The organism is Halorhabdus sp. BNX81, assembly GCF_029229925.1.
Taxonomy (GTDB): Archaea; Halobacteriota; Halobacteria; order Halobacteriales; family Haloarculaceae; genus Halorhabdus.
In genome coordinates this window covers 535,442-562,424 of record NZ_CP107254.1, presented here as the reverse complement: position 1 = coordinate 562,424, position 26,983 = coordinate 535,442, and the positions used below count along the sequence as shown (strand labels likewise).

The following is a 26,983-nucleotide window of genomic DNA, read 5'->3' as shown; positions in this document are numbered from 1 at the left end:
AAGGCAGTGTCTGTCACCACCACAAGGACAAAGGCGTCTGTCATCTAGCTACGAGGTAGGATGCACCACCCTGGCCCACCTCGCTTCGTCGCCGTTGGCGAGGCGATCGAACTCGCCCCCCGCGATCCCGACCCGGATGCGGCCTACGCCTGGACGGTAGCGAACCGACCGGACGGATCGACAGTAACCGTCGGTGACGCCGCCGTCGAGCACCTCGAACCCGACGTGGAAGGGACCTACGTCGTCCACCTCTCGGCACCGGACGGCGGCCACGAACTCACCGTTCGTGCGTTCGGTTCGTCACGCGCGCCGGCGACCGGGGGCGAATCAGGCGTTTCGGCCGGCCAAAGCGGCTTCGAGAGCGGCGAGGGCGCCAGCGGCCGGTCGGGCGTGAGCAGGGGGTCCGGGAGTGGCGGCGTCTCGGTCCCGACTGGCGACGGCGGCCGACCGCGCGTTCGGCTCGAACCCGCCATCGAGGGCGCACAAGCCGTCGTCCGGGCCACGCCGATCCCCCATCCCGACGGGACGGAAACGCCGTCCGATCTCGACGTGGAGTTTCTGCTCGACGATCGGGACGCCGTCGGCCGGGATGCGGTCGCCATCGCGGACACCGAACTCCGAGTTCCCCTGGCTGGAATCGGCGATCGACTCCGGGTGCACGCTGTTTCGGTCGGGGACACCGGCTACAGCGTCCCCGACGCCGTCGAGTTCGCGCGCGGCGAGGCGACGGGAACGGCGGTGAGTTCGGCTGGCGATGTCTCCGCGAGCCATCTGTACGATCCGCCGGCGTGGGCCGAAGACGCGGTCATCTATGAGATCTACGTCCGAACCTTCGCGGGCCAGAACGCGGACGATGACGGGGAGGGTGCTGGAAGCGACGAGCGGTCCGCGTTCGACGCGATCATCGATCGCCTGGACCACATCGAGTCGCTGGGCGTCAATACGTTGTGGCTGACGCCAGTCCTGGAGAACGATCACGCGCCCCACGGGTACAACATCACGGATTTCTTCTCGATCGCCGCGGATCTGGGGACACGGTCGGACTACGAGCGGTTGGTCGAAGCGGCCCACGACCGCGGGATCGCGGTGTTGTTCGACCTCGTGTGCAACCACTCGGCGCGGACTCATCCCCACTTCCAGGCGGCCGTCGCCGATCCCGACAGCGAGTATCACGAGTGGTACGAGTGGCGCGGCCCCGGCGAGCCAGAGACGTACTTCGAGTGGGAACACATCGCGAACTTCGATTTCACCCACCTGCCGGTCCGCCGGCACCTCCTTGACGCGATCGATCAGTGGGCACCGCTGGTCGATGGCTTCCGGATCGACATGGCGTGGGCCGTCCCGAACACCTTCTGGCGGGAGGTCCACGACCGGGCGAAGGCGATCGACGACGACTTCCTGCTACTCGACGAGACGATCCCGTACATCCCGGATTTCCAGGGCGGGTGTTTCGACATGCACTTCGACTCGACGACCTACGCCGCTCTCCGACGAGTCGGGAACGGCGCGCCGGCGGAAGAGATCCTCGACGCCGTCGACGAGCGTGCGGAGATCGGATTCCCACCCCACGCCGGCTTCATGCTCTATGCCGAAAACCACGACGAGACGCGCTACATCGTCGAGTGTGGCCGGGCGGCCGCCGCAGCCGCCGCGGGCGCACTCTTTACGCTTCCCGGGGCACCGATGCTGTACGCCGGCCAGGAGTTCGGCCAGCGCGGCAAGCGCGACGACCTCGCCTGGGATCACACCGACGAGGCGCTGCAATCGTTCGTCCGGCAGTTGGCGACGACCCGCCGTGAGGAACCGGCACTCGGCCCCGAGGGGGACTTCAAGCGAGTCGAGTACGACATCAAGGATGGCGACGCTGATCGTGTCGTCGCGTTCGGACGCGTCCATACCGACGACGCGGTCGCCGTCGTGTTGCACTTTGGCTCCGGGACAGCGACAGTTGCCCTGCCAGCGGCCACCGGGACACGCGACGCCGTCTCCGGACGGTCGATCGGGACAGCCGGGGGGCTGACGGTCGACACCGTCGCCGTGATCCCGGCGGACCCGGACACAGTCCTGGCGTAACGGAGCGCTGTGTGGCCACTGGGTGGACGACCAGTCGGGGGCCAGTTGCCGCCGCGGACCGACGTGGGACGTATATTCGAATGGAAACGTCAGTTAAACAGAGTGGCAAGTTTATCTGCGCCTGTACGTTGTAGGTAGGCATGCGGCTGAAGACGGCGCTCAACGAATACAAGGGGGAAAGCGGGCGTTTTCCCGACGAGAGCAAGACCATCGACGGATCCTTTTCGGGGTACGAGGACCGATTGGTCCACGTCCAGCCGGACGGATCGATACGGGATTACTCCTCGCCGCTGTCGGGGCTGTACGGCCTCGATCGCTCGCGGCTTGGGATCGAAACGGCGGAGGGCGTCCAGTGGTTCGACGACCTGGAGACGATCCGCCAGCATTACTACCGGGACACCAGGCTCGTCGAGACGGAATACGACGCGGGTGCCTACACCGTCCACCAGTACGACCTGACACTCGGGCGGGCCCACGTCACCCACGTCGAACTTCGGGGTGCCGTCCCGGAAGCGGCCAGCCTGGTCGCCTTCCTCACGCTGGCCCCGGAAGGCAAGGAGGGGGGCGTCGGAGCGTTGATCCACGACGACGGCGGGCCCGACGGCACGCGGGCGCTGGAAGTCTATCACCGGCGCGAACACGATTACCTGGCGGCCTCGACGGGGCTCGAATCGATCAAGGGCCAGCGCCCCGAGCAGTTCGAGGAGATCCTGGGGGATGAGCCGGTTTCGTTCCCGCGCGGGACGGCGACACAGGCCTACGACCAGACCCGCCTCAGCGGGGACTTCCTGGTGAGTGCACCCCTCAAACGGGCCGGCCGGAGCAACCGGACGACGCTGGTGAGCCAGCTCTCCGATCACGCCGAGATCAACCGGGGGACGGCGCTTGCGGATCTCCGCAATTGTGCGCGCGAGCACGCGAGCGCTGACGCCCTCCGGGAAGCGGCCCGCGACCGCACCTTCGTCACCGTGCCCCAGGAGACGCCCCGTTCGTCGCTGGTTCGGACGGACATGCGAGTGCTTGACCTGCTCGAAGCGAAAGACGGGGGCCACATCGCAGCCCCGGAGTTCGACACGTTCTTCGCCAATTCAGGAGGCTATGGCTACGTTTGGTTCCGTGACGACGCCGAGATCGCTCGCCGACTGCTTGCGGCCGGGGACCGCCTCCAGATGGACGTTCTCGACGCACTCCAGCGCAGCGCCCGCTTTCAGTGCCGCCAGCAACTTCCCGACGGGACCTGGCCCCACCGCGTCTGGGCCTCGGACGGCTCGCTAGCACCGGGCTGGGCGAACGCGAACGTCGAACACAACGACGAGTCCCTGGAGTACCAGGCCGACCAGACCGCCTCCGTGACGGCGTTCCTGGCAACGCTGCTTCGAGAGCGCCAGGGCGACCTCGAGGACGACGTGACCGTTTCCATCCGAGAAACGATCGTCGAAGCCGTCGACGCGCTGGTGCGGGACATCGACGACAACGGGTTGCCATCTCCCTGTCAGACACTCTGGGAGGACGCCACCGGGCAGTCACTCCACACGGCGGCCACCTATATCGAGGCGCTGTCGTCAGTCGCCAGAGCACCGATTCGAAAGCCGATCCGCGAGCGGGCACTGAGTGGAGCCGAAGCGGTGTTGTCCGGGCTCTCGACTCTCTGGGACGACGAGATGGGGGCCTACGTGATGCGGCTGGACGACGCCGAACCCGACCGTCGGCTCGATAGCGCCGGGCTGGCGCTGGTCGAGGCGGTCGACGCGTACGATCACGTCGAGGGGACGATCCTGGGCGAGGAGTTGGTCGATCGCCTCGAAACTCACGTCGAGACGACGATCGGGACGCTGTATCGGGATCCTGACGGGAGTCCGGTCGCTGGTCTGGCCCGGTACGAAGGCGATCAGTGGCGTCGTGACGACCAGGGCCACGAGAAGATCTGGTCGGTCTCGACGAGTTGGGGGGCGGTGGCCGCCGCGAAACTGGCCGTCCTGCTCGACGCGCACGACCGGGACGGTGATCGCTTCCTCGACCAGGCGGCCGAGCTCTACGAGCTACTCGACGAGGACGGGGCACTAACGACGGAAGCGGGCTACCTCGCCGAACAGGTCTTCGACAGCGGCGACCTCGACAGCGCCGCACCGCTGGGATGGGCACACGCATTGCGGTTGCACACAACAGCGCTGCTCGACGACCAGGCCGCACTCCCGGCCCGAACGGCGATCGAGGGACCGGACGAACAACCCACCTGGACGACCGGCGAGAAACTCGGGCTGGTGACCGCGGCCGACCACGATACCGCCGACCCCTCGCGCGTCTGGTCGACACTCACCCGCGGAGCCCTCACGGAAGTGCGATTCCCGCGGGTCGACCTCATGAACGTCCGGACGCTTGATTTCCTGGTCCGGTCGGCGGACGGCGAATACACGATCCGAACCCACAAAGAGGACCGTCGCTCCGAAGACACCCTAGAACGACGCGTCGAGCCGATAGACGACGAATCACTTCGGTTCCGTCACGTCTTCGAGGAGGGGGGCAACGGCCAGGGCCATACCTGGGAACTCACCGTCGAGTACGTCACCGATCCCAGCCACGACGCCCTCGTCGCCGACGTGTCGTTCGAGGCGACCGACGACACCGAATACGAGATTTACGCAGTCACGGACGTCGCACTCACCAATACGGCCGTGGCCGACCGGGGGATCAGACTCGGCAACCGGGGCGACCATCACCTGGTCGCCCGCGATCCGACGGGTTACACCGGCGAGACCGACGGCACGCTGTTGGCTGACGCCGATGGGGAGGCGTACTCGGTGGCGATCGCGATGGCAGCGGCAAGTCGCTTCGAGTGGGCGACAGTCGCCACGGCCGGCAGCGAGGAACTCCGGGCGCTGTACCGTGACGGCGAGTTACCGCCGGCCCGAGAGACTGTCGACGGCGAGAACGTCGTCCTGGTTGGCCGGTTGGGGACCGGCACCCGAACGGCCGGGACGATCGCACTCGGATTCGCCCGGCACGCGGATACGGCTGCCGCGCTCGGTGAGGCCACTGGCGCGCTCGAACGCGGCTTCGGGACCGTCGGCACGGCCTACGACGACACCTGGCGGACTTTCGTGGCGGACAAGCCCCTCCCCGGGGCCGTCGCGGACGACGAGACGCTTGCCGCCCAGTACCGCACGTCGCTGATGAGTCTCTACGCCGTCGAGGACAAGACCTTCCACGGCGCGTCGATCGCCTCGCCATCGGTTCCCTGGGGCGAGGCCGTCCCCGCCGACGAACCGAAAGGGTACGGCTACAACTTCGTGTGGTCACGGGATCTCTATCAGGTGTTCACCGTCTTCGAGGCCGTCGGTGCGCTCGATATCGCCCAGGCCCAACTCGAGTACATCTACGAGTACCAGCAGGACGAACGTGGTTTTATCCCCCAGAACACCTACGTCGACGGGCGGACGCGGTGGGGTGGCGAACAGATGGACAACATCTCGTTCCCGCAGGTGATGGCCTACCAGCTCGCCAACCAGGGGATCGGCTTTGCCGACACCGATTACGACTACGTCAACGTTGCCCGGTCGGCCGACTACGTCGCCCGCAACGGCCCCGACTCCGCCCAGGAACGTTGGGAGGAAGAGTCGGGATACTCGCCGTCGTCGATCGCAGCCGAGATCGCCGGGTTGACCTGTGCGAGTCAGCTCGCTGCCGAGACTGATCACGACGCCGACGCGCTGGTCTGGCAGGCGGTCGCCGACGAGTGGGCGAGGTCGGTCGACTCCTGGACCGCGACGACGACCGGGACGGATCGGCACACGACGACACCGTACTACGTGCGGGTGACGGCCGACGGCGACCCGGACGCCGGCTACCTCCGGACGCTGGCCAACGACGGACCCACACTGGACGAACGCGACGTCCTCGACGCCGGCTTTCTGGAGCTCGTCCGGTTGGGCATCACGCCCGCCGACGATCCCGTGATCGGGAACTCACTCGTGGAAGTCGACGACACGATCCGCGTCGACGTGGGCGAGGCCGCCGGGTTCTATCGGTACAACGGCGACGGCTACGGCGAGCGCGAACGGGGTGATAAGGGTGCCCCCTGGTCGGTCGAGCACTCGGGGAAGGGGCGGCTATGGCCGCTGTTGACGGGCGAACGCGGCGAGTTCGAGCTCCATACCGAGACGGACCTCGGCGCGGCAGGGTGCCTGCGGGCGATGGCCACCTTCGCCAACGAGGGGCGGATGATCGCCGAGCAGGTCTGGGACCGGGATGTCGAAACCGACTACGGCTGGGAGTTCGGCGAAGGGACCGGGTCGGCGACGCCGCTGGCCTGGGCGATGGCCCAGTACGTCCGGCTGGCCCACGGTATCGACGCCGGCAAACCCGTCGAGACGCCCGAAGTCGTCGCCGACCGATTCCGCGAGCGGGGCCTACACGACGCCGAGCGTCCCGACCTGCGGGTCGAAACGACGTTTCGCGGCAACAGTATCGAGGTCTTCGGCGAGACCGACGGGCAGGTAGTGGCAGTCAAGAGCCCGGTGGATTCGACGCGCATCCGGGTCGAAGATGGGACCTTCGAGGGGACGCTTGACGTAGACCACGGCGAGAGCCGACTGATCGTCGCCGCCGCGAGCGACGACTCCCTCAGCGACGCAACGACAGCAGTCCGCCGGCTCCGAATCTGAGCGGGGGCCGGCCCGCACGCTTTCCGATCAGTTCGGTCGTCGACACGCCACCGGCGCACGTGCGTCGCGCACGGCAGGTATATACCAGTCCCGGGCGAAGTGTCGATATGGTACTAGAAAACCTGACACTGTTCGAGGTCCACCTCGACAACGCGAGAATCGGCCCCGGCATGGCCAACGAGAACGAACCGGAACCCGAAGCGACCGTCGCGGACGAGGCTGCCGACGCCGACGACGGTCGATCGATCGGTCGGCTCGTGATCGCGAGCATCGTGGTGTCGATCGTCGTTTCGGTGCTCGCCTGGGCACTCACTGACGAGGATGAGCAACCCGAGGTCGCCATCGACGCACCCGAAGAGACTGACAGCCCTGTCGACGTTGCGGTAGAGGACTGAGACGGGACGACCAACAGCCGACGGCCCCTCCGGAGAGCGGTCGTGGGCTATAACCGATCTTTGATGGCGTCCGGTTCGTACTGTAGGGAAAGTTCACGCGAGCGCCCGCGGCCATCGACGCTCGTATAGCTGGTCTCGATCAGTCCGAGTTGATCGAGTTTGTTGATGATCTCCGAATACCGGGTGTACCCGAGATCAGTCTCCTCGTTGAAAGTCTCGTAGACGTCGCCCGCGAGTTCGCCCTCGTGATCGGCGATCACCGCCAGCAGGGTACGCTCGCTGTCGGAGAGGCCCGTGAGGTGCCGGGAGAGGTGGACGTGCTTGGATTTCTCGAAGGCCGCCTCGACGTCCTCTCCCTCGATGTGTTTGCTCGCACGCATCTCGGCGTTCAGCCCCGCCCGGCGCAACAGGTCGATGCCGACCCGGAGGTCCCCGCCCTGCTCGGCGGTGAGTTCGGCCACGCGATCCAGAATCGGCGCGTCGACGACGCCTTCGTGGAACCCGCGCTCGACGCGTTCGTCGAGGATATCGACGATTTCGGGCTCGTCGTATTTCGGAAAGTAGACTTCCTCCGGGCGGAAGACACTCTGGACGCGCCCGTCCAATTCCTCGATAACGTCCAGATCCAGGTCCGAGGAAACGACGACCACGCCGATCTTCGCCCCGGAGTGGGCCTCGTGGGCGCGAAGGAGCGAATAGAGCGTATCCGAGGCCTCCCCCTCGTAGAAGAGATAGTTGACGTCGTCCAGTGCGACGGCCAGGACCTCCCCCTCGTCGACGAGTTTCTCGGTGATCTGGCCGAACAGTTTCTTGAAGGAGATACCACTGGCCGGCGGTTCGTACTCGAAGACGCTCTCGAAGAGCCGCGAGAACACCGCATACCGCGTCGAGTCGACCTGACAGTTGACGCGGGCGACCCGGACGTCCGTCTGGGAGCCGAGTTCGCCGTAGAGTTTCTGGACCGCCGTCGTCTTGCCCGTCCCCGGCGGGCCCCGAGCGATGACGTTCAGCGGGCGGGAACCACGCACCGCGGGCCGGAGGGCGTATTTCAGGCTCTCCATCTGGCTCTCGCGGTGGCGAAACGTCTCGGGGACGTAGTCGATCTCGAAGACGTGCTCGTCCCGGAAGACGGATTCGTCCCAGGAGAGCATCCCCTCCTCGGGGTCGTCGGTCATCGTTTGCAGGACGCCCCGGACGCTACTTAACTCTTGGCGGGTGGGTTCCGGAAGGGGTGTATTCGGGACGGAGACGGTGCTTCAAAAGCGAGGGGTCAGGAACCGCGCGCCCGCTCTTTCAGTGCCTCGAGATTGCCACGCCTGTCGGCGAGGACGAACGCGACGAGCACGACGCCGACGATTGCAAGCACGGCCGATTGCATCGTCAGCGCACCGAACAGGCTCTCGATGATGCTTCGGATCGCCTCGCCGACGCCGGTGCCGGACAGCTCGTCCTCGGACGATTCGAGGGCGGTATCGACGAGATCCAGTACCGGAGCGTTCGCGAGGATCCCGACGGCAACGCCGACAATGCCGGCGACCAGCAGTGAATACCCCGCCGTCGAGACCGTCCGATGGATCGATCGGGTGACGGCGTAGACGACGCCGACCAGTGCCAAAAAGAGGAGTCCCAGGACGAGTCCGAGCGAGCCGACCAATCCGACGCCACTCCGGACAGTCGAGAGCGCGTCGGCCCCCTCGCCGGTGACGTTCCCGAGTGCGATGCGATCGTCGACCTGGTCGTCGATCCGGTTGCGAAGTTCGGCGGCGAGTGACGCTTCCAGGGCAGCCTCGGCGTCGTCACGCTGGCTGGCGTACGCGTCGTACGTGAGATCAGGGTCAGTCAATCCATCGACGACTGTGTTTTGCAGCGCGATGACATCATCGAGGGTGTCCCCTGACACGTCATCGCCGTACTCATTCCGGATCCGATCTGCGGCATCTTCTTTGACCTCTGTCCCGGCGTCTCTGAGTTTGTCGTCGAGTTCACGGTCGAACGAAGCCGCCAGGGCAGCTTCGTCGGCGTCACGCTGGCTTGCGTACTCGTCGTACGTCCGATTTGGTCGCGTGAGCCCGTCGATGACGGTATGTTGCAATGCGGTGATGTTTGCCAGCGTCTCCGCGGAGACGTCGTCCCCGTACTCGGATTGGACCTCCGCGGCAGCGTCCGCCTTGATCTCTTCGTTGACATCTCCGAGCCGGTCTTCTAACTCAGTGGTGAGGGATTCCTCCAGGGCAGTCTCGTCGGCATCGCGCTGGTTTGCGTACGCCTCGTAGTCCGCAAGATCAGGGTCGGTCAAGCCGTCGATGACTGTATTCTGGAGGGCAACGATGTCACCAAGCGTCTCGTTCGAGACTGAGTCCCCGTAGTCAGTACGGGCCTGCTCGGCGGCGTCCGTCTTGATCGCGTCGTTGGCCTCCCGGAGCCCATCGTCGAGTTCGCGACCGAACGAATCCGAAAGCGTGGCTTCGTTGTCGTCGCGTCGGGTTGCATAGTCGTCGTAGTCGGTGAGATCGGGATCGGTCAGCCCATCGATGACCGTGTTCTGCAACGCGATAATGTCATCGAGCGTCTCTTCGGTGACGTTATCCCCGTAGTCAGTACGGGCCTGGCTGGTCGCACTCGCCGTGAGTTCGGTATTGATCTCCCGCAGGGCGGAATCGACCTGAGCGGACGTCGCCATCGGTGGCAGTTCGTCCCGGACCTGGTCACGGATGTCCGACCGGACCGCCGCGTATCCGTCCGACCCGTCGTTCAGCCGCTCGATCATGTCGTTAGTGACGTCGATGTCGGCAGTGTCGGACTCGAAATCGATCTCCCGGGCGATGTCGACCGTCTCGACGACGACCGTGCCGTTGCCGTCGACGTCGACGGGGAACGCCGTAAGTGCCTGTGAGCGGACCTCGACACGAACGGCGTCGTACCCGGACTGGTTTGCGTTCAGCCGGGCGATCATCCCGTCGTCGATCGCCACATCGTCCTGACTCGACGTGAAAGTAACCTCCTGGCTGATATTGACTGTATTGACCGCAACGCTGCCGTCGTCGGCGATTGTCATGGGAATATCCGTCTGTCGGAGTGCTTGGGATCGAATATCGACCCGGGCGTGGGCGTACCCGGACTGGTTTGCATTCATCCGGAGGAGCATCGCGGTGTCGACCGTGACACCGTCCTGTTCCGCGTCGAACGCCGTTTGTCGAAGGAACGTGGCAGTATCGACTACGACAGATCCGTTGGCATCGAGAGAGACCGGAACGTCCGCCCCCTCGACAGCCTGTGATCGGAGTTGGATCCGGGTCTGTTCGTAGCCCGCCCGGTCTTCGTTCAGCCGGGCGAGCAGCTCGCTGTCGACCGTCACCCCGGCCGTCGTCACGTTGATCCCCCGTTCGTTCGCCAGGGCGACCGTGTCGACGGTGATGGTGTCGTTCGCGACGTACTCGCCCAGCGACTCTTTGACCGGAACCAGGTCGACCTGGAGGGAGAGCTTCGCGGTGTCACCCTTCAGATAGGCGAGCAACTGGTCGATGTTGGTGGCGAACTCCCCGGCGACGTACGCCTCCGTCAGTGCCGCCTCGGCGGCGGCTTGACCGTCGATATCGAAGGTGATCCCCGCCGGAATATCGTCGGCTCGTTGTTCGAACGTGTCGTCTAGGTCCCCGCTGATCCGCTCGCGGCCGTCCGCCGCCACCGATTCGTAGACACCCTCGTCCTCGAACGTCCCGGCGATGTGATCGCTGTTCAGAATCGTCCCATTGACCGCGAAGGCGGCGCTCGCCCCGGCGATCGAGAGGACCATCACGATCGCCACGACGACGGTAGCAACTTGTTTGAGTACGCTCATGTTCGATACCCCGTGGATGGACACCCGACAGTCACTGATCCGGACATAGTATCCTCATTATCAATTAACAAGATTTCGGTCTACATAGACGTTGGGTATGGAGCGGATAGCTGTGTAGCGTCGGGGAGCAACCGCACACGCGGTTTGACGGTCTCCACCCCTCGGGTGGGCGTGCGCTCGCTACGTGTCAGGGGCGGCATCGACCCGAAGTGCGAGCCACCGATAGGCCGACTTCGTCGATGGATCTGCCGGTGGATCGCCGCGATACACCAGATAGGTCAGCCGAAGGTCGTCCCCGGCGAACGGAGGCGTGACCGCGTGCTCGTGGTGCCAGGTCTCGTTGTGAGAGAGCGGGACTGTGAATCGGTCGAGTTCGACGGTCCGATCCACGTGGATCGACACGGCACCCGATCGAGTCGCATTCTGTCGGATCCGATCGACCTGGGCCGACTCGTTCGTGAGCAGCGTCACGTTCTGGAGTTCCACCACGACCGTATAGTCGGTCCGTTCGTGTTCGTGGTTGGAGACACCGACGATCAGTGACTGTGGCTCGCCGACCGTGAAGTTCGTCGGGTAATTGTCGGCGACGAGGTCGCCGTCGTCGGATTCCGTGAGCAAATACGTTGCAGTGAACCCGTCGCCCTGTTTGGGGACGGCGACGGCGTAGGCGACACTGGCTGTCGCGAGCAGAATGCTCACGATAAGGAGGACGTTCAACGCGGCGTCAGTCCGACTGTCGGGAGCGAACAGTTCCGTTCTGGCCAGCTCGGTCCACTGGCGGTACGGGACTCGAAGGCGTTGCTCCTGTGGAAGCTTCCGGCGTCGGTACGCGGCGATGATTGTCATCACGACAGTGAACAGGCTGACTGTCACCATGATCGGAACGGGACGGATTCCGAACGGCGTAACGTTGAGCACGAGTGCGAGCAGCGGAACGGCCGCGGTACTCAATCCAACGGAGAGGACGACACGTTCGATTCCGTCGATCCCCCGGTCAGTCGTGGATCGAGATCCGTCCGGCGTCTCGGCCCTCCCCTCCGCAGGCCGCTGACTACGTTCCGGGAACAGTGCCGCGATGAACGCGTACCCGGGAACAAACAGAACAAACGGAACCCCGAACACAACGAGTGGTGTCTCCCGCAGAAAGGGGAGAAAGACAACCACGTTGACCGCGACGACGGACGTAAAGACGAACGCCAGATCGAACGGAAGGCGTCGGACTCGCTCGGGCAGTAGTAACCGCCAGTCCGAACGTGATACCATACCGGAAGGAACTCGGTGAACGTAAATAAGATGGTCGGTTGTCCGGCTACCCGGAACTGAACGAACCGACCAGCGGCCCACATTGTGAGATCCTGTAACGTATGAGAGCGGATTGATCGCGTTCGAGATGCAGTTGATCGGACAGGAATCGGGACGAAGCGTGCCGATCAGTGACCCCGGACGCCGAAACGTGATCGGCCCATCAAGCCGACGTAGTCCCTCGGTTGACATGCAAGCGATCGTTTGCGCCCATCCCCCAAATAGACGAATTGATATTTAAATCCGATATTGGCATATTTCGTATACAAGTCCTATCACGTGAAATTAGAGTATGTGTATTCTGGCAAATACCCCACTATAGAACAAGTACTAAATACATTCATTACTAACATATCGTCAATGAGTTGGTCTCCCCGCTCAACTCGAGATCCGACGTTCAGTCGGTCACAATGTCGTGCACCCCTGACGCCGAGAGTCGGTCAGAGAGAGCCATTATCGGTTGTTTACGGGAGAAGTATCGGGCAACACAAGCCAAGTGAAACCCGGCTGCTGCTCGGAAAACAGTACCAACAGCCAGCAACGCAAGACCGAATCAATGACATCGTGTTGCCAGTAGATCGTCGCGGGGCAGTTGGGTCGACCAGTCGCCTTTCTAAAGCGGTATATTTGTCAATATTATCAAAAGGCGGTGTCCGAAAACAGAGACCCCAGTGACTGCACACGAGAAACAATGAAATTCCAGGATATATCCGAGCACGAAGCGGGGAGCCCCGATTCGATCGTCGATACCTTCTCCCAGGAACAGACAACGACTGACAGCCCCGTTGTTGGCATTCAATTCAGGAAGACCACCGACCTGGACCGGCTTGCCGGCTCAATTCTACGGGCCCAGCAGGCAAACCACGACGTGATTATCTACTCCTCGGTAACGATTCCTGACCTGATCAAGGACATCATTGCCCAACTCGAGGTGCCAGTGATCCAACCGGAGAAACGAGCAGATGCGGACCCTGTCGACCTCGTTACGTTGTTTGCACGGACGACGGGCTATCCTGGAGTCCTGCTCAAAGATGATCTCGAATACAGGATTGACTTCGAGAGAAGTGCCCAACGACTGCAGACCGGAGCAGACTATGTTATCGAAGCGTCATACGAACCGCCGCTCCCCCCTGAGCCACACGTTCTGGTCGGAATCCCGGCCTACAATGAACAACAGGCGATCGCCGATGTGGTCGCGAATGCACAACCAAACGCCGATGACGTACTCGTCGTCGACGATGGAAGCGACGATCGAACGGTGGAACGGGCGGACAGCGCCGGGGCGACAGTTATCGAACACGAAACCAACCAGGGTTACGGTGGCGCGCTGAAGACGATTTTCGAGAACGCGTCGCGAGTAAACGCTGACTCGCTCGTGATCGTCGATGCCGACGGACAGCACGACCCGGAGGAGATTCCGGCGCTGGTCGAAACACAACAGGCAACCGACGCGGAAATCGTCATCGGCAGTCGATTTTCCGACGGAGGCTGGACCGATGCGCCGCTATACCGGCGCTTCGGACTCGGCGTCGTAAACATATTGACAAACCTGAGCCTGGGCGTGGTTCGACCGGCGTCCTGGATCACGGATACCCAGAGCGGGTTCCGGCTGTATTCAGGCGTCGCGATCGACAGCCTGGCGGACGCTGACGATATCGGCGACACGATGAGTGCAAGTACGGACATCCTGTACCATGCCCACCACAATAACTTCGATATCGAAGAAGCGGGGGCCGAGGTGAACTACGACGTCGAAGACGCGAGCAACATCAACCCGATTTCACATGGGATCACGCTCGTGATGAACATTCTACGGACCATCGAGCAGGACCGGCCGGTGACGATTCTGGGGATCCCCGGATTCTGTCTGTCGCTGCTTGGCATCGGGTTCGGCTACTGGACATTCTCGAACTATATCGCCACCGGAACGTTTCCGATGGGGATCGCAATCGCATCCGTGTTCTTCGGATTGGCAGGCGTCTTCGCTTCATTTACGGCGATTATCTTACACTCGCTGAACCAGCACCTCGATTAAACGCACCGAGACGATATGAGTGAGACTGAGCGTGACCTTCGCGACTGGCCACACGAACAGACAGTCTATCTGACGCTCGATTTCGAGTGCGATTTCGGCACGGCGCTATCGGAGAACCGGTATGGAGCCGTCGAACACGTTGATCGGCTCGTTGACTTGCTCGAAACACACGGAGTCCCGCTGACAACGTTCGTCCAGACCGAACTCCTCCAGGTCAAGCCGGACGTGGTTGAGACCTTACAGACGAGTCAAACCGAGGTGGCGTTTCACCCACATTCCCACACGCACAGACCACGGTCGGAAACATCGATCGGCACGGAACTCACACGAAGTACGGAGCGCTACGTGGAGTTCTTCGGGGAGCAACCGACTGGCTATCGGTTTCCGAACGGGAACATCACACCGGCCGATTATGAACTGTTGGCCGACCACGGGTACCGGTTCGATGCGAGTGTGTTTCCGTCGTGGCGGCCGAATCACTTCGACAACACCGATCTCCCGACCCGACCGCATGTACTCCCCGACGTTGGACTCGTCGAGATCCCGTTTACGGTATACGCTGATTCCGTTCGGATCCCGACGGCCCTTTCGTACGTCCGAGTCCTCGGCAAACCGTTTGCCGTACTCCTCGAACGCAGGCCACCGCGGACGCTGATCTTCAACGTTCACATGCACGACCTGGTGACGCCCCCCTCCTACAGCGAGCTGTCACCGCTGTACAAGACGATCTATGCGCGGAACGACCATGGGTTCGAGCTGCTGGATCGATTTCTCCGACGCAGTAGACAGGCCGGGTATGCCTTCGAAACACTCGACGGACTTGCGGATAGCTTACAGCCGAACGGGACCGACTACTCCAGATAGCCGATCTGCGCTAGCCGGTCCTCCACGTCGTCGGTGAGCGCTTCGCTTGCCCCGTCCTGGGTACGCAACGGCGGACGGTGCGTGACATCACGTGTTCCAGGGTCACTGTCGGGTGTAAACACGGCATCCACGACCCCACCGTCCATGTCGGTTGGCACAGGGTGCCCCATCCAGTGAAGGATCGTCGGCGCGATGTCCGTTATCCGGACCGGATCGAGTTCACCCGCCTGAATATCCTCACCGTGGAACAGAACCATGCCATCCGGGACGTTCTCGCCACGCCAATTCGTCGGCTCGGACATGACTTCGTCCCGCCCCATCGCCTCACTGGTGTGAACGCCGGGGCGCTGATCGAAGATCAGGTCCGGGGCCGTCTCTACGTGCGGACCTTCATAGACATCCTCTCGGCGGTGAACCGCCCGTGTGATCGCTTCCCCGTTCAACGCCGTGGCAGCCGATAGCTCCGCTTCCAGGTCGGAGAGAATACGTTCCCGTTCCCGGTCGGTGTCCGCGACCACGTAGATCAGTCCCTGGCCGCTACCGATCGCCGTTGTATTCCCCCAGTCCACCATGTTGAGTTTCGCTTCACGAACGACGCCGTCGTCGGTCGGGAATCGCTCGATGATCGACCGTGGAACGAGCGGCCGGATGTACTTTTCGAGGTTTACCGTTCGGATAATGTTCGCGATGCGTTCCTGTGTGAGACCCGCATCGTGAAGTCTGGACGATACGCTGGTTTTTGTCGAAAGATACCCGTGTTCCGCAAGCCACGTATTGACGTAAAAGACGGTATCGATATCGGTACACCCGTGGTCCGACAGCAGGACGAGATTGTACTCACCGTCGAGAAACGGTTCCAGTTCTTCGTCGATGATCTCGTAGGCCCGCCTGGTCTCCTGTGCGTCCCAGAAGTAATGCTGGAGAACGTTGAGATGAAAGAGTGTGACGTGAAGAAACTCGAGGTCGCGTTCTTCGAGGAGTGTCCGTGCCGTACGGAGCCGCGTCCGCAGTAAGTCATAGACCATCTCGACTTCCGCGTCCGCGTTTTCGTTCGTCGTCAGTACGTTCTCGGGATGGACGCGATAGTCGAACCGCTCTTCGATCTCCGCCTCCAAGGTCTCGGGTATCGTGTAGTGTTGCTCCCTCGATCGGGGACCGCCGGCGATCATGAATGCATCTATGTCCCGCGGTGGGTAGGACATCGGGAGGTTGATGACCCCGGCTGTTTCGTTTTCGTCATTGAGGTAGTCCCAGATCTCCGGAGCAATGAAGTCCGTTGCATCCGGAAGCTGCATCGCCTGATCCTCCGTGTCAATGCGTTCCCACCAGTAAACGCCGAGCCTACCTGGGTTCTTGCCCGAAGCGTAGCACTTCCAGTTCGGGCAGGTTACCGGGGGGAGATGCGAGCGGGAAATGCCGTGGCACCCCTCGCTTTGTAGGGTGGCGAAGTTCGGGAGTCGACCCGCATCGATCCAGGGCTGGACGAGCGGCCAGTTGGAGCCATCCAGCCCGATGACAACTGTACGTGTCATTACGAACCCATTATCGGCCTAAATTAAAAACCCATCCGGTTCATCACCCAGGCGATCACGCTTCGGCGAACATATCTCCGTCTTCGTGAATCTGTTCGAGGAGTCGGACTTCCCGAGTAATGCTCTCCGCCATCGAATATTCGGCCGCAGTCTCGCGGCCGGCGGTTGCGAGTCGTTCGATCTGTGCAGGCTCACTCAGTAATGAATCAATGACCGTCGCGAGCGCTGGCGGGTCTTTTGTCGGGACGAGCCGCCCGTTTTCCCCATCCCGAAGATAATCCCGGACCCCCCATGTATCAGTGCTCACGACAGCACAACCGGACGCCATCGCTTCGAGATTAGCCAACCCGAACCCCTCGTAGAGCGTCGGAAGCGCATAAATCGCTGCGGACGCCAACAGTTCGTGCTTTCGTTCCTCCGTGACCCATCCCTCGAAAGTGACGGTTTCCAAATCAAGGTCGGTTGCCAATCGTTCGAGGGAGTCCCGCTGCTGGCCGTCACCGGCGACGGTCAATCTGGCGTCCGGGTGGGCCGACTCAACGTATTTCCACGCCCTGAGGAGCACGTTGATCTGTTTTCTGGTGCGCAATTCCGAGAGACTCAGCACGTGTTTCTCATCGGATCGGATCGAGAACGTATATTCAGCAGCGTCGATACCGATCGGATTCGCGATGATACGATTCGAGTCAGTAGTAAAGACCTGTCTGGCTCGGTGGGCTGTCGAGAGTGAGTTTGTCGTGATAACTTCACCGCGAAAGAGCCGATACAGTTCATCACCGACAGCTGTGCCGACCTTCACCAGCGGATGATCCTTACAGGAGAACGCGAGACGTCGATAGATCCCATGCAGCTTTGTAATTCGCTGGGCGTCCCCATAGAGGTGGGCAAGGTGGAACGGAAACGGCGATGGATTGTCGTAGACGAGATCCGGAGAAACGTCGCGGTATACCGATGGATACGTCCGGGGGCCTTTCAGGAAGAATTCGATCATGCTTCTGTCCGGGCCACCGCCTGTAGACACATATCGGAAGTCGATTTCGGGATGTGTTTCGCTCTCCCGGTCTGCAGGGGTCGGACAAAAAATCGTCACGGAATGGCCCGCCTCAACCAGTTTCCGGGCGATCCCCCATAATACCTTCTCGGCGCCCGTGTTCCGATAGGGCGGGCGCTTGTTGATCATCAGGATGCGCATCTGAGTACGTACAGTATTTCAGCACTGTTTGATATACCCTATGAAAGTACAGTAACTTGTCAAGATCGGGGCGATGCCTCCTCTGCGTTGCAGCCGGGATAGTGGGGCCAGATAAAAGAGCCATACTGAATTCTCCTAAATCAAAAAGAACAAATAAATCACACAACCAACAATAGGATAGTTCAAATGACCGGGTCCTCGAACAACGTGATACTCATATCATGTGACGCTCTCAGAGCAGATCACCTCGGCTGCTATGGGTACAGACGAAACACCACGCCGGAACTCGACGAGTTTGCACAGGGATCGGTGCGGTTCAGGAACGCGTATAGCGTGAGTTCCCACACCCGAGAAGCAGTCCCCGCGTTGATGACCGGCCAGTACCCGGATGTCGCGATCGATTCGAAATACCACCTCGTGTCGAATACGATCGCATCGAGGCTCTCGGAACACGGGTATGCAACCGCCGGCTTTCACTCGAATCCATACCTGTCTCGGTCCTACAACTTCGACCGGGGATTCGACACGTTTGACGACGACCTTTACCTGGGACAACACAAAATCATTGCGCTCGCTCAGCGGGCACTTGATAAGCTCCGGAACCGGCATTACGCGCGAGCGGAAGAAATCAATCGACGGGCGCTTGCGTGGCTCGACTCCATCGATACCGGGGAGCCGTTTTTCCTCTGGAACCACTACCTGGACACACACGGACCGTATAATCCACCAGCGGAATACGCAACGCTGTACGCCGACCGTGAGATCTCCGGACGGGAAGCACAACGTCTCTACAAGCGAGCTATCAACGACCCGGAATCGATCACTGACGATGAGCAACGCCTTTTGATTGACCTATATGATGGGGAGATAAAATACAACGACGAATATATCGGACGGTTTTTAGCGTCGCTTCGGGAGCGTGAGCTACTGGAGGATGCGATCGTCCTCATCACAGCCGATCACGGGGAGGCCTTCGGGGAACATGGGTGCTATGGGCATCCCCGGTATTTGCATGACGAACTCACACACGTGCCGATGATCGTGCAACCGCCCGGGAACAAAGCCAGCGTGCTCGAAGCGCCGACGAGTACACTTGATATCGCAGCCACGATACTGGATATGATTGGAAGGGACGCCGATCTCCCGGGAGAATCAGCGCTTGCGGACCGAGACGGGGATCGGCCCGTCTTTCTTCAGGTTCAGGGGGAAGACAATCACAGCCATCTCAAGCGATATGCGGTACGGACACACCAGGAAACCTGCAGGTGCGAGCGTGACTGTGGGTCCAATGCCGTCGAGTACGCGGACTGTGCCGATCAGGGATTGCGTTCCGAACTTGAAACGCACGTCCAAGAGCGGATCCGACGGGAGACTGGCGATGGGAAGCGTCCGTCTGAAAACGTTGATGGAAACATCGAGCGACGACTCGAAGCGCTCGGGTATAAATAATGACTGGCGAGCCACCGACAGTTACGTTTATCTCCCCCTGGAATCGGAATGGCGGGTTGGCAACCTACAGCCGGGCTCTCGTTCCAAAGCTCCGCAACTCATGCGACGTTGCAGTCGTCCCGTGGGACAACGAGCCGATTCATCTCCGAGGAAGCGGGATCGCGCTGTTGAATCGAACGCTGCTCAGCAATCTGTTCAGGCGCGATGTCGTCCACGTGCAGTACGCCTTCGGTCGATATCTGCTCTCGTTCCCGCTGCTGTTGGGTATCTGCATCCTGTTGCGGACCCGGGTCGTAATGACACAACACGAACGCTTCGACAACCTCCCTGCCCCAACGCTGCTGTTCCTGTATCATCAACTGCTGTACTGCTTTGTCGATACAGTCATCGTACATACGGACGGTCGAAAGCAACTGATCTGGAAGCGACACCACCCGAAAGTGACCGTTATCGAACACGGAGTCGTCGCACGCGACAACGTCGATCGACATCCACGGGAGATCGACACGATCCTCTTGCCAGGCGGGATTCGCCCCATAAAGGGACACGAGGTTGTGATAAGTGCACTCCCGTCCATCGAGAACGTCGAACTGAGAATCGTCGGGGGCATCGGGAACGAGGAATATTTTCGCGAAATCCGGTCCATAGCCGACCAGCTTGGAGTCAACGACCGGATCGAATGGGTTACGGAGTTCGTCCCGGAGGAAACCTTATTCGAAGCATTTCAGGAGGCGGACGTGGTAGTGCTCGCCTACGAACACCATACGTCGATGTCCGGAATACTCAGCCACACGCTTAGCTGGCACGTCCCGGCGATCGTGACGGATTGTCCCGCGTTCCGGCACATGATCGAGTGTGAAGACGCCTTTCTAGCCGAGAGGGATGGGAGCGCAGTGGCCGATCGAATTCGAAAGTTCGACTCCGAGCGGGAGGTCCAGAGGCGCGTCATAGATGCATTCGCCCAGACGTCCCGGCAGTTCTCCTGGGAATCGGTCGCCGGTCGCACGACAACCGTCTATGCCGGGCGATCCCAAAATGGCGAAAATCAGATCACGTCCTCGTAGAGGTCGATATACTCGGTGCAAACGACGGCAGGTCGATAGCGTTCGATCAGTTCTCTCCCCTTCCGCGCGAGGCGCTGAAGGTCGTCTCGCCTCAATACGTCGGCCAACGTCGCTTGTGGCTCACCCTCGTCGAAGAGGTCATACAGCACTGCCACGTCGGACAAGACTGCTTCCGAGCTCGGATTCCTCGAACAGATGATCGGCGTGTTCGACGCCATCGCCTCTAACCACGTCCGTGAGAAGGGTTCAGTGTATCGCGAAGCATGAAAGAGGGCATCTGCACTCCGATACACAGCGGGTAATTCCGGGTATGGCGAGTATTTGAGCTCGATATCGACCTCCGCCGGGCTGGTGTCAATCAGTCGTTCGATTGTGGACGCTTGTGGGCCCTGCCCGTAGATGTGAAATTCCCAGTTGCGATGAATGTCCCGGGGAAGATCAACGAAGGCGTTCGCCGCGTGCACTGGACCTTTGTTTTCGACGAGTCGTCCCAAAAAGACGAGTGTCCGCTTCTCGTCGGCCTCCGTCCCATCGTTCTCGACGAAGAACTGGGGATCGACTAAATTGGGAATGACGGAGATGGTATCCACAGCGTAGCCACACCGGCTGAGAACGTGTTTCATACCCTCGTTTTGAACAGTGATCGCATCGGCCCGTTTCGCCATGGACCGACCGAGGTACTCAAGGCCAACCCGCCCGATCCGTCGGATCCCGGAATAGCCGGCCGTCCCCGCATATCGATACACTTGCCGCGGATTTGACGGTGGACACCCGTCTTTCAAAAACTGTGTCGGGTCGACACAGACCCACATGTGGTTGTTGATGGTGGCTACGACTGGCGGGGAAGCGCGTGCGACGACGGCGGGAAGATGACCGGTGTTATAGGAATGAACGACATCATACTCCGCCAAGTCTGAAAGTGTATGAAGGACGCTCAGGTTCTCCCCGATCTCCTCGGGAACGGGATAGGCCCCACCGCTTGGATGTTCGTACCGGTTTGATGAGATCCGGTTCACTTGCCGGTCGTCCCCGTTGAGAACAAAGACGTCAGTAGAGACATCCTGCCGCCGTAGTTCATCGACGATGAGTTTGCTGCTGATGCCCGCACCCCCAATATTCTTCGGCGGGTATTCAGCGGTGACGAATGCGACGTTCATGGAACCACTCAATCAAAAAGGTAGATTCAATGACTGTAACTCTTCCTCTTGCTCCCGGACGATATTGAACAACGGGGTGGGAGCTGGCGCCGACCACCATGGAGATGACCGTCGCGCGATGAGGACTGCTGATCCAACATCCCAATAAGCACGTTACATATGGACAACCAATACTATTTTAAAATCGATCTACATTAACTCAGTACCATGCGGATTCCAGCACGTAGCGTCTTCTCGATATATTTTTCCTTATTGGCGATTGCCACCTTCATAGTCTTCAGACCTCAAATGAACCTGTGGCTAGGGTACATTCTTCTCGTGGGGATATTCGCTTGGACAACGCTTGCAGTTTCAATCGGCCGACTCACCGATGTTCAGATCCTGTCGCTGATTCTCTTGACTGTACTTCTCGCGAAGTTGATCGTCGTGGACCCGGTTGAGATCGGCCTCTACGGACATGATCCGTATAATAATCTGCTGCTTACAACGGAGTTACTGGAGCATACTCCCGGATATAGTACATTTGAACACAACTACTCGTATCCGCTAATGTATATGCTAACTGCCGGCCTGTCCAATTTCATCCCCCTGGAAGTGGCTGCAAAGTATGTGCCGTTAGTTAGTCTCATAGCTCCCGTTGCCCTGTTTTTGGCGTTGCGGGATGTGATTTCCTCGTCCGGAGCGGGCTTGGGGGCACTCATTTTCGGCTCGACACGAACGCTGATCGGGTTTCAGTCGAAATTCGTCCCCGAATCGCTCGGAATTGTCTTCGTTGCCCTAGTCATCATGCTCACAGTGTGGAGTCGGTCGAAGCGAACCGATCTCCTGGGGTTTATATTCATTTGTGCGGTCACACTCACTCATCATCTATCGATTTCGATGTTGTTGATTTCGTTGCTTTGCTGGTCTCTTGCGGTTAGTATCGGTGCATTTGGCTTGACTCCGGACCGGCTGAAGACAATTACTCAACCCCGGTCAAGTGTTGGCCCGTTCGTTATATTTGGGATACTTTCATTCACCCTGATTTTTGTTTTCTTGACACTGGATTTCTCCGAATGGATAATCGTGAGCGTAATCAAGTCGGTGGTAACGTCGACTGGCGGCGAGGTGGCAGGGATTAGTGGGAGTGCCGGCGGCGTCCGCGAAACGATTGCGTCGATGGCAATAGTCGTTCTCGGTCTTTTCGCGAGTATCATCGCGTGTGGAATCGTATCAAAACGCAGGCTCCCCGGGTGGGTACAAGGATTAGGAGCAGCAGCCGGCGTGGTGGCGATTCTCTACGCCGTCTCGCTGTCGATGGGGCGTTTGACCGCGGTCGATCCGATCCGGTTTCTCTCGTTTCTCCTCATTCCACTATCCGCGAGTGCAGTCGGCGTTATATACACATCGGCAGACCGCAGACCGATGAAAACGTTGCTAATCAGTCTCCTCGCAATACTGTTTATTGTCACACAGGTAGCGTCGATCGCCCCCTGGGTGATGTATTCAAACCCGGATCGGACATCTGTTACTGAAGGCCACTACACCCGACAACAATGGTCGGCAAGCGAGTGGATCTCGGCATATGAAAGCCACGCGATCTACGTCTGGGAGTCCGGACTCTGGAAGTTCGCTACGGATGACATTCGGGCGATCAGCGAGACAGACACTTGCCAAGGCTATCGCGTCGATCGTGAAGAAGCACCCCCCATTGCAGAGCGACGGAATCACAAAATCTATTCAGCGGGGGCTATATCGTTAGAATTCTGTAATTGATGTACCGTCGTAGAGACGCGCTCGAGTCGACGATCCGTGAGAAGTCCACTACAGATATCCAAGAGCCGAAAGTCGCTCCGCTGTATTGTCTATCTGCTCTGTTGACATCTCGACGTCCGGCTGCCGGGTCGACTGATCGCTAGCTGTCGTTTTCACCCAGGGAACACGTTTCAATGCCGGGTGAGGGATCCCTTCACCATGGCCTGCAAACGGTGGTCGGCCGAACATTTCGCCGTGATCCGCGGTGATGAGGACATCGCCGTCGAAATTCGCCAGTAGAACGGCTACCTGATCTAAGGCATGCCGGAGGTTGTCGAGGTACGCCTCCCAGACGGCATCGTCGTTGCCCTCACCGAGGTGTCCAAACGGATCGCTGTCGATTTCAGTGGCCGGATTCCCGGCGGCGGCGCGATGGATATACGGTTGGTGAGGCTGCATGTAATGGGCGAGCACGCGTTCCGCGTCGTTTTCCCTGCCCGCCTTTATTGTCAAGTCAGTCAGCTCTTTCGGGCAGAACGCGTCGACACCGTTGATGTCTGTCAGTTGCTGATGAATGAGGTGCTCGAAATCCGCCTCGGTGGCGGTTGGACGGTAAAGCAATCGGTCGACCAATCGATTGTCGTTGGCCCACGTTCCCTTCGTGACCGTCCAATTGGAGAACGGGACGTCCTCCCGGAGGACATCGTTCTCCCAGCCGTTGCCAGTGATGTAGATCGTTTCAGCGATCTCACTTCGGTGGGTTTCCTGGAACGTATTCACCATCCATTCTTTCGACGACGAGCCGAGTGATGTGGCGGTCTGGATGTCGGTAAGAAACGCATACTCGTCCGCGACTTGCTCTAAGGCGTCGACACGGCAGCCATCCAGGATGATCGCTAAATCCCATTCCTCGTCGAAAATATTGGCCCCGACTTCGACGTAGGAGGTGAGGGTCATCCAGCAAACAAAGTAGCAGGCATAGATGTTTTTGATGGTGCTAAATGTTTTTTATCTCATAATATAGGCGTTAACGTGAAGTCATAAAAATATATCTGCTATGTAGGGGAGTACCACCAGTTGTAGTAGCACGATTTAATAAAAAAACCAACAGGAAACTGGTTCTACGGGAGAGTCGGTTACGTGGCACCAAGAAAACAGTAGGTCGAGTCGGCGGTAAGCAGGGGTTTTACGATTTCGTGGGAGGTGTTCTAAACGCTATTGGGCATCTTGTTCCGTGTTCAGGACTGACGCAATACTGCTTCGGCCTTTCGAACGCAAGACTGGATCGAAGGCAGTCACGCTCACATATGTCACAATAGCTAGTCCGATAACGGCTGTGAGCGAAACAATTGTTTCAACCGGATACATCAGCTTCACACCCCAAATGACGATCCCCATGATACCAGCTGCACCAAGGCAGGAGCCAATTTCCCGCCACGGGATCCGCAATGACACGTATTTTCGAAGACACCACGCGTGGATTCCAAAGTTTAGCGTTTCCGAAAGCATCGTCGCCACTGCGGCCCCCACAATTCCGAACACCGGAATCAATGCCAGGTTTAATATCAGATTGGAGACGATACCTGCTGCCGTTGATTTTGCATCAATATCCTCACGGTCAATCGCATATACCGGCCCGATGAGGACAACCGATACCGCCCGCTGGATCTTCTCTACCATCAAAATGACCAATATCAGGCCTCCTGCTGCGAACTCCGGACCGAACACGATCCCAAGTAATTCCCGGCCGACAACAAGCGTACCGACAAAACCAGGCAATACGAAATAGAGGGAAGGAGTCATGAAGCGCGTGATCAACGCTTCCACCGACGCAAAATCGGCATTCCCACCCGCCCGAACAATGCGAGGGAACGCCGTCCGTCGGACTGCCTGGGTAAACAATAACGTTGCGCTGGCAACCCGCCACACCACTTCGTACACCCCAACGGCAGCGGGACCTAGGAATACTCCGAGTAAAGTGACGTCCATCCAATTATAGACCGCACCGCCGACACTACTTATCCACGCCCATTTCGCGACTGATGCAACCGATCTCACGTCCGCTAGTTCTGGCCGCTGCATTCGTGGACGTAACCGATATACAGCAATCCCAACTACGCAGAGAAGTCCGAGTATACTCGAATAAATCGGTGCACGGACCGAATATCCTCCCTCCAAAAATCCAATGCCACCGACGATCCAAACGATTTTTCGGAGCGCGGAGAACACAGCGGTCTCTTCGACGAGTTGCGCACCACGCAACGCTGACTGTAGTACGGCAAACAATTGTCGGAGGACAATCCCAAGAAAGAGCACCGGGACAACCGAAACGCCGAGGTACGAATCGAGATAGGGGGCAGTAAAAAACAAGACCACGCCCATCACTACCAGAATACCGGCAACGATCACAAGTGCCGCGGGAAAAACGATATGAACGGGCCGGCCCCGGCCGATCTCCTTCTCGACACCGATATTAATACCGAAGCCGCCGGCAAGCGCCGCGAGTTGGATCAGGGATTGAAAAAGGAAAAACGAACCAATACCTGCACTCCCCAGTTGACCGGCGAAGTACGTAATGCCAGCAAGTGAGACAATGTTCGCAATGACTGACCAGCCAAAGAGTTTGCTGATTGTTCGGGGGACGTTCATGGATAGATCACTCTGGCGACCACACACTCAGGCCAACTTGCCGCAAAATGGGCTCAACGAGCGAGAGGAGGCTTGCTGCGAGTGCTTTCGTTGCCTTCGGAGAACGTGGATCGATCGCCGCCGCCGAAAGAAACCCACGGCATGCACGGAGATAATAGCCGTCGATAAACTCATGGCGGGCGACAGCGAACCGGAGCCCTTGCCGGAGAGATGGTAAATACTCCGCAAATTCGGGGAGTTGAGCTTCGATTTTCTCGGCAAGTTCGTGACCTGACCGGATGTGCATCTCGAAGGTCGTCTCGTTGGTCAGGCCACGGCCGTGCTTGTTGATCTCGACGAGATCCGGGACAAAGCAGACTCCGCCCTGGCTGGTTGCCCCTAGCATGAACAGATGGTCTTCACGACGGTCGAGGCCTTCATCAAAGCGAACAGCAACTTGGTCGCTGTCGATAATGATAGACGACGTAAGTGAAAGTATCTCGTTGGAAAGAACCCCCCGGACGAACGCCCGCTGTGAGATCGGCGGTCCCTCAACACAGAGGCCTGCATCGGTCTCGCCGAGTCGATCAAGCTGGCGCTGGAGTTTGTTCGGTTTCCAGACGTCGTCAGCATCCAGAAAGGCGATATAGCGCTCAGTGGCTTCATCCAACCCTTTGTTTCGAGCCCACGCAGGCCCCTGCTGTTCGAGATCGTGAACAACGTACAGTTCCGTCGAAACCGATTGCTGTGATGCAGATCGCGTCGCGCGGGCTAACTGTTCAGGTGCGGTGTGTGTCGGACTATACGGAATGATAACGGCAACCTGCACCATTACCGGGTTAGTCATCAGTTGGACAATTAGTTCTATTGATTTGCCATTCGTATCTTCCAGACTGGTTGATTGGTTTTGAGAGCAGTTGATCGTGGCAAGCGCTCGCCAGCGGCTGAGTGAATCTATCGCAATCTGAATCAGAGCCCCGGATAGCCCAGAGCGGTTGCGCATCGCACGGGAAAACGTGACGGGCGCGATTGATTCTCCACCAACACTTTCAATGTCGT

The 26,983-nt window shown here is 59.8% G+C and carries 18 protein-coding genes; 8 read left to right on the top strand and 10 right to left on the bottom strand.

Annotation, left to right across the window (positions count from 1 at the left end):
- Positions 1–60: 60 nt before the first annotated feature.
- The 3 genes from malA (at position 61) to HBNXHr_RS02680 (ending at position 7,129) form a co-directional block, all read left to right on the top strand.
- Entirely contained in the window at positions 61–2,073 is a 2,013-nt protein-coding gene (malA, locus tag HBNXHr_RS02690; RefSeq protein WP_275883070.1) for an alpha-amylase MalA, read from the top strand.
- A 140-nt stretch (positions 2,074–2,213) separates the two neighbouring features.
- On the top strand, positions 2,214–6,734 hold the full coding sequence (locus HBNXHr_RS02685) for a glycoside hydrolase family 15 protein (RefSeq protein ID WP_275883069.1): 4,521 nt from the start codon (positions 2,214–2,216) through the stop codon (positions 6,732–6,734).
- Between the two features lie 107 nt (positions 6,735–6,841).
- Positions 6,842–7,129 (top strand): hypothetical protein, encoded by a 288-nt coding sequence (locus tag HBNXHr_RS02680; protein WP_275883068.1) that lies wholly within the window; start codon positions 6,842–6,844, stop codon positions 7,127–7,129.
- A 47-nt stretch (positions 7,130–7,176) separates the two neighbouring features.
- On the opposite strand, the gene HBNXHr_RS02675 is transcribed toward HBNXHr_RS02680, so the two are convergent.
- The 3 genes from HBNXHr_RS02675 to HBNXHr_RS02665 form a co-directional block, all read right to left on the bottom strand.
- Positions 7,177–8,304, bottom strand: a complete 1,128-nt coding sequence (locus HBNXHr_RS02675) for an ORC1-type DNA replication protein (RefSeq protein ID WP_275739225.1) — start codon at positions 8,302–8,304, stop codon at positions 7,177–7,179.
- A gap of 95 nt (positions 8,305–8,399) precedes the next feature.
- The gene (locus HBNXHr_RS02670) at positions 8,400–10,967 is read right to left on the bottom strand and encodes a hypothetical protein (protein ID WP_275883067.1); all 2,568 of its coding nucleotides are present in this window, start codon (positions 10,965–10,967) and stop codon (positions 8,400–8,402) included.
- A 180-nt stretch (positions 10,968–11,147) separates the two neighbouring features.
- Entirely contained in the window at positions 11,148–12,230 is a 1,083-nt protein-coding gene (locus HBNXHr_RS02665) for a DUF1616 domain-containing protein (protein ID WP_275883066.1), read from the bottom strand.
- Between the two features lie 730 nt (positions 12,231–12,960).
- Between HBNXHr_RS02665 and HBNXHr_RS02660 the strand changes: the two genes are divergently transcribed.
- Positions 12,961–14,304 (top strand): glycosyltransferase family 2 protein, encoded by a 1,344-nt coding sequence (locus tag HBNXHr_RS02660; protein WP_275739219.1) that lies wholly within the window; start codon positions 12,961–12,963, stop codon positions 14,302–14,304.
- Positions 14,305–14,319: 15 nt separating this feature from the next.
- Complete coding sequence (locus HBNXHr_RS02655) at positions 14,320–15,168, top strand: polysaccharide deacetylase family protein (protein ID WP_275883065.1); 849 nt, start codon at positions 14,320–14,322, stop codon at positions 15,166–15,168.
- Here HBNXHr_RS02655 and HBNXHr_RS02650 read toward each other — a convergent pair.
- Entirely contained in the window at positions 15,156–16,700 is a 1,545-nt protein-coding gene (locus HBNXHr_RS02650; RefSeq protein WP_275883064.1) for an alkaline phosphatase family protein, read from the bottom strand. The two genes, HBNXHr_RS02655 and HBNXHr_RS02650, sit on opposite strands and share 13 nt — an antisense overlap.
- A gap of 55 nt (positions 16,701–16,755) precedes the next feature.
- Positions 16,756–17,880, bottom strand: a complete 1,125-nt coding sequence (locus tag HBNXHr_RS02645) for a glycosyltransferase family 4 protein (RefSeq protein ID WP_275883693.1) — start codon at positions 17,878–17,880, stop codon at positions 16,756–16,758.
- A gap of 198 nt (positions 17,881–18,078) precedes the next feature.
- On the opposite strand from HBNXHr_RS02645, the gene HBNXHr_RS02640 reads away from it, so the two are divergent.
- Positions 18,079–19,341 carry a sulfatase gene (locus HBNXHr_RS02640; protein ID WP_275883063.1) on the top strand — a complete coding sequence of 421 codons (1,263 nt, stop codon included), beginning with the start codon at positions 18,079–18,081 and terminating at the stop codon, positions 19,339–19,341.
- Positions 19,342–19,439: 98 nt separating this feature from the next.
- Here HBNXHr_RS02640 and HBNXHr_RS02635 read toward each other — a convergent pair whose 3' ends face one another.
- Positions 19,440–19,832, bottom strand: coding sequence for a hypothetical protein (locus HBNXHr_RS02635; protein ID WP_275883062.1), 393 nt, complete (start codon positions 19,830–19,832; stop codon positions 19,440–19,442).
- 24 nt (positions 19,833–19,856) lie between these two features.
- Between HBNXHr_RS02635 and HBNXHr_RS02630 the strand changes: the two genes are divergently transcribed.
- A complete protein-coding gene (locus tag HBNXHr_RS02630) occupies positions 19,857–20,405 on the top strand; it encodes a glycosyltransferase (protein WP_275883061.1) in 549 nt (182 codons plus the stop codon).
- Here HBNXHr_RS02630 and HBNXHr_RS02625 read toward each other — a convergent pair.
- Entirely contained in the window at positions 20,387–21,562 is a 1,176-nt protein-coding gene (locus HBNXHr_RS02625) for a glycosyltransferase family 4 protein (RefSeq protein ID WP_275883060.1), read from the bottom strand. The genes HBNXHr_RS02630 and HBNXHr_RS02625 overlap by 19 nt on opposite strands.
- A 207-nt stretch (positions 21,563–21,769) precedes the next feature.
- On the opposite strand from HBNXHr_RS02625, the gene HBNXHr_RS02620 reads away from it, so the two are divergent.
- Positions 21,770–23,317 (top strand): hypothetical protein, encoded by a 1,548-nt coding sequence (locus HBNXHr_RS02620; protein ID WP_275883059.1) that lies wholly within the window; start codon positions 21,770–21,772, stop codon positions 23,315–23,317.
- Positions 23,318–23,365: 48 nt separating this feature from the next.
- Here the strand turns inward: HBNXHr_RS02620 and HBNXHr_RS02615 are convergent, their stop codons facing one another.
- The 3 genes from HBNXHr_RS02615 to HBNXHr_RS02605 all read right to left on the bottom strand — a co-directional run bounded on the left by HBNXHr_RS02615 (position 23,366) and on the right by HBNXHr_RS02605 (position 26,927).
- Positions 23,366–24,253, bottom strand: a complete 888-nt coding sequence (locus HBNXHr_RS02615) for a hypothetical protein (protein ID WP_275883058.1) — start codon at positions 24,251–24,253, stop codon at positions 23,366–23,368.
- Positions 24,254–24,511: 258 nt separating this feature from the next.
- A complete protein-coding gene (locus tag HBNXHr_RS02610; protein WP_275883057.1) occupies positions 24,512–25,945 on the bottom strand; it encodes a flippase in 1,434 nt (477 codons plus the stop codon).
- Between the two features lie 7 nt (positions 25,946–25,952).
- On the bottom strand, positions 25,953–26,927 hold the full coding sequence (locus tag HBNXHr_RS02605) for a glycosyltransferase family 2 protein (RefSeq protein ID WP_275883056.1): 975 nt from the start codon (positions 26,925–26,927) through the stop codon (positions 25,953–25,955).
- Positions 26,928–26,983 lie beyond the last annotated feature (56 nt).